3 protein-coding genes are annotated in these 4,308 nt (G+C 73.6%); all 3 read right to left on the reverse strand.

Translation table 11 applies throughout. The features are described 5' to 3' along the window. Positions 1-123 precede the first annotated feature (123 nt). The 3 genes from ACFW2E_RS20710 to ACFW2E_RS20720 are packed head-to-tail and all read right to left on the reverse strand — an operon-like array spanning position 124 to position 4,093. Positions 124-1,956 carry a GMC family oxidoreductase N-terminal domain-containing protein gene (locus tag ACFW2E_RS20710; protein WP_384468428.1) on the reverse strand — a complete coding sequence of 611 codons (1,833 nt, stop codon included), beginning with the start codon at positions 1,954-1,956 and terminating at the stop codon, positions 124-126. Then, positions 1,953-3,410, reverse strand: coding sequence for a hypothetical protein (locus ACFW2E_RS20715; protein WP_384468430.1), 1,458 nt, complete (start codon positions 3,408-3,410; stop codon positions 1,953-1,955). Before ACFW2E_RS20715 ends, ACFW2E_RS20710 begins: the two co-directional genes overlap by 4 nt. Further along, entirely contained in the window at positions 3,407-4,093 is a 687-nt protein-coding gene (locus ACFW2E_RS20720) for a FadR/GntR family transcriptional regulator (protein ID WP_384468432.1), read from the reverse strand. Before ACFW2E_RS20720 ends, ACFW2E_RS20715 begins: the two co-directional genes overlap by 4 nt. Positions 4,094-4,308: the final 215 nt, after the last annotated feature.

Consider the following 4,308-nt stretch of genomic DNA (forward strand, 5'->3'; position numbering starts at 1 on the left):
GTGTTTCATTTCTGTTATTTTGGGTTTACTCGGGGCCTGGGGTGTGTGACGGGGGTGGGGGGGGGGGCCGTATTCTCTCGAGGTCCGGCCGCCCGCCCCGGGCCTGCCGCCGGGTCCCGCCCCTCACGATCCGAGATGCGCCTCCATGACCGCCAAGGCCGCGGCCATGATGGTGAGTTGCGGGTTCACTTCGGGACAGCCGGGGAGTACGGAGGCATCGGCGACCAGCACACCGCTGACCCCGCGGAGGCGGCCCGTCGCGTCCGCCGGGAAGCGCTGCGGGTCCGCGCCCGCGGCGACGGTGCCGGTGGGGTGGTAGGCCGACAGGTGGAGTTGCCGCGCACTGGTGTCGGCCAGGACGGCGTCGAGTTGCGCGAGGCTGTGGACGCGAGGCGTGGCGCTGATACCGGTGAGCACTTCCTCGGCGCCCGCGGCGAAGAGCAGCTCGCCCATGGCACGCACCGCCCGCATCAGCCGGCCCGCGTCGCGGCGGTCGAGGTCGTAGCGCAGCAGGGTGCGGTCACGGCCCAGCACACGGCCGGAGGGCCGGTCGGCGATCATCGCGCCGAGGGTAGCCAGGCGGTGGGCGCCCTCCAGTTCACCTCGCAGTTCGTCGCCGAGTCCTGGCAGGGCGAAGGAGCCCATGCCCGGTGGGGTCGCGGTGGCTTCGATGAGGACGCCCTCGTGGTGGTGCTCCTCCACTCCGACGCTCTGCAGCACGCCTTCCCGGGCGGTGACCGGTTCCGCGAAGCGGCCGGCGACGCTCGTGGCCGGGTGGACGCTGAGGTTGTGACCGAGCCGGGGATGGCGGCCGAGGCCGGAACGGCGCAGCAGCGGCGGTGACTCCAGGGCGCCCGCGGCGACGACCACGAGGGGCGCGAGGATCTCGATCGCGCCGCCCTCCCGCCGTATGCGCACGCCCGCCGCACGCGGGCCGCCGGGGCGGTCCGCGTCGACGAGGACGCGCTCCACCCGTGCTCCGGTGACGATGCGGGCCCCCGCGGCGCAGGCGTCGGGCAGTACGGAGAGCTGCACGCTCTGTTTGGCGCCGGTCGGGCACCCCACCACGCACTGGCAGGAGCCCTTGCAGCCGGGCGCGTTGCGGCGCAGGGGTGCGGCCCGCCAGCCCAGGGTGCGCGCCCCGTCGAGTGCGACCCGGCCGTTGTTGCCGAGGACGTCCAGGGGTTGGGTGGCCACCTTCAGTGTGCGCTCGGCCTCGTCCAGACGGGGGCCGAAGGCATCGGCGAGGGTGAACCCGAAGTCGGTGCTCCAGCGGGCGAGGACGTGGTCCGGAGTGCGGTAGCAGGTACCGGAGTTGACCACCGTGGTGCCGCCGACCGCGCGGCCCACCGGCAGGAGCAGGGGCGGGTTGCCGAGGGCGACGGTCGCTCCGCCGTTCCGGTAGAGCTCCGCGAACCGGTCGAGCGGGGTGCTCCGGCCGAACGACTCGGTGGAGTGGTGCCGGCCCTCTTCGAGGACGACGACGTCGAGCCCGGCCCGCGCGAGGGTCCGTGCGGCGATCGCGCCACCCGCGCCGGAGCCGATGACCACGGCGTCGGCGGTGGAGCGGGCCGGCCATGCGCGGGCGGGGGTGCAGTCGAGCGCCGGGTCCTGCCGGGTGAGTGGGGGCGTGGCGGGACCGTGTTCGAGCATGCGCTCGGTCCCGGCGGCGAGGAGGACGGGCACCTTGACGACGTCGAGCAGCGCCAGGAGCGCGGGGTGTGTGCCGAGCCCGTCGAGTACGGACTGGCGCTCGGACGGGGTGAGGGTGGCGAGTCCGCGCCCGGTCCGCGCTCTGGCGTAGGTGTCCAGGCCGTGCGCCGCCGCACGGACGCCGGTCCGCGCGGCCGGCGGCATGGAGGCGAGGACCGTGTCGAGCCGATCGGGGACGCGTGCGGGCCAGTCGGCGGTGCCGTCGTCGGCGATGAGGGCGGCCACCAGGCCGGTGAGGCTCATCGCGTGCCCACCTCCGCGTGGGCCGTACCGTTCAGCGTCCACTCGGCCTCGGTCCGCCAGCCTCCGACCCACCATCGCTCCACCAGGACGTGCGCGTCGGCTCGTTCGCTGTTGCGGCAGACGGCCTGGGTGCCGTCCGGGTCGGTGTAGTCGAGGGCGAGGGTACGCTCCGGCGGCTGGGTGACCTCCACGCGGATCCGGCGCAGTCCCGCGCGGCCGGAGACCCTCCAGGTGGGCAGGTCGATGGCGGCGCGGAAGCGCCCCGGTCCGGCCCATCCGACCGCCGGGCGCTCGGGGCGCCGCGGCCAGGTGCTGCCGTCGTGCAGCAGCCGCAGGAAGACCAGCGGAGGAAGCCGGCGCAGGCCGGGGCGCATGGAGACGGCGGCGACGATCTCGAGGACGTCTCCACCGCCGAGGTCGGCGTGCAGCCAGGCCCAGCGGCGCGCGTTGCCGTGACCGTAGATCCGGGCGGACGCCCCCGGGGCCGCCGTGAGCGTGAGCGTCGTGTCGTCGTGCGTGAACGTGCCGTCGTAGCGGGCCCGCGCGGCGGGGAGGATCTGGGCGGCGGGCAGCAGGGGTCGCCGCCAGGACCAGCGTGGGAAGGTGAACAGCGGCTCGGCCAGGGGCTGTTCGACGAGGTCCCAGCGCAGTGCTCCGCCGTCCGCCGTGCCGGTGAGGCTTCCCGGTCTCACGGCGACTCCGTCGGCGCTGAATCCGGCCGCTTCGGGGATCCACTTCGCGGGGCCGAAGCGGGCGTGCCGCACGGGTCCGTCCTTGGGGAACACCGCGGCCCAGCCGTGGGCGAAAGGGGCGGAGCCGTCGGCGGGTGCGGTGAGCTCGTGGTGGAGCCACAGACCGCTGCCGGACGCCGGGTCGGTGACGGTGGTGTACCAGACCTCCGTACGGCCCGGCTCACCGCTCCAACGGGGCGCGAGGAGCGCGTCCTTGTCCTCCCGGAGCGGGAAGCGGAAGCTCGCGAGGAAGGGAACGAGCTGTGTCGTCACCGGAAATCGCAGCGTGCCGGTGCCGATCCGTTCCCCGTTCTCGTACAGGGTGTACGGCAGTACGGTCATCGAGGCCACGGGTCGCAGCGGACTCACGGACTTCCAGCCGTCGAGCGTGAGCCGACGGCCCCGGGCGGTGAACGCGATGCGGTAGCGGATACGGCGCCGAGCGAGCGGCGAGATCTCCAACTCACCCTCGGCGCCGGTGTCGTCCGCCCATCCGGCGATCCGTATGCGGCCGGTCGCGCGGGCCTCGGTCGTACCGGTCAGGCGCATGACCCGGTCCGCCGAAACCCTCAGGTCGAGCCGTACGCGGCGGGCGTCGTCCTCGCCGTCGAGCCGCAGCGAGCCGAGCATCGTCTCGCTGAAGGTCGTGCCGCGACCGGGTGCGCCGACGCCCCTTCCGGTGTCCCGCTCGGTCGTGTTCGGCGTGGTGGCGTCCGCGCTCATGTGAGGCCCTCCATCATGATGCGCTCGGTCGCCGTCAGATACTCCTCGGCGGCCCGACGGGCGGCGGCCCGGTCGCCGGCGGCGACGGCGTCGACCACCGGCTCCAGACGGGCCCTGGCCACCGCGGCATCCGTGAACGGACCCCGGAGCGCCGCGCGCACCGGCAGATAGGCGTTGAAGAGGGTGTTGGTCAGCAGGACGTAGACCCGGTTTCCGGTGGCACGGGCCAGGCCCCGGTGCACCTCGATGTCCGCGAGCTGCACGGCGTCTCCGTTCTCGGCCTCCCCCACGGCCTCGACCAGCCGGCGCAGTTCGGCGCGTTGCCGGTCGGTCGCCCGCGCCGCGGCCCGCTCGGCGATCAAGGCGCCGATGCTGCGCCGCACTTCGAAGATCTCACCGATCCAGTCGGGGCTGTGCCGGACGAGCATGGGGAGCAGATCGGCGCCGCCCAGACGCAGGTAGTCGCGCACTCGGGTGCCGACGCCGTGCCGGGTCTCGAGCAGGCCTGCCTGCACGAGGCGGCCGAACGCGTGCTTGAGGGTGGTGCGGGTGACGCCGTAGCCGTCCGCGAGTTGCCGCTCCGGTGGCAGATAGCTCCCGGCCGGGTGCCGTCCGGTGAGAATGTCCTCGCGCAGACGGCCCTCCAGGACATCGACGATGGTTTCGCGGGGCAGTGTCTCCACGCGGTCCTCCCCAGTGGCTCAGTGGATGAGCCACTCAACCAACAATCGTTGGCGAAAGTCAATGGGTGGGCGGGGGTGTGTAGTTCGGGTATGCCGGCGTGTGGTCCGGTTGCCGGGGTACCCGGGGGCACCGGCCCCCGTCCCCCCGCCCCCGCAAAAGGCCCCCGTGATTACCGGGGGCTTGTAACGCCCGTTCCGCCGAGATTACACCCTCT

The organism is Streptomyces sp. NPDC058964 (assembly GCF_042741275.1).
Taxonomy (GTDB): domain Bacteria; phylum Actinomycetota; class Actinomycetes; order Streptomycetales; family Streptomycetaceae; genus Streptomyces.

Bases quoted from the DNA above. Each gene is read 5' to 3' on its own strand.
- ACFW2E_RS20710 (WP_384468428.1), bottom strand. From the start codon at position 1,956: ATGAGCCTCACCGGCCTGGTGGCCGCCCTCATCGCCGACGACGGCACC.
- ACFW2E_RS20715 (WP_384468430.1), bottom strand. From the start codon at position 3,410: ATGAGCGCGGACGCCACCACGCCGAACACGACCGAGCGGGACACCGGA.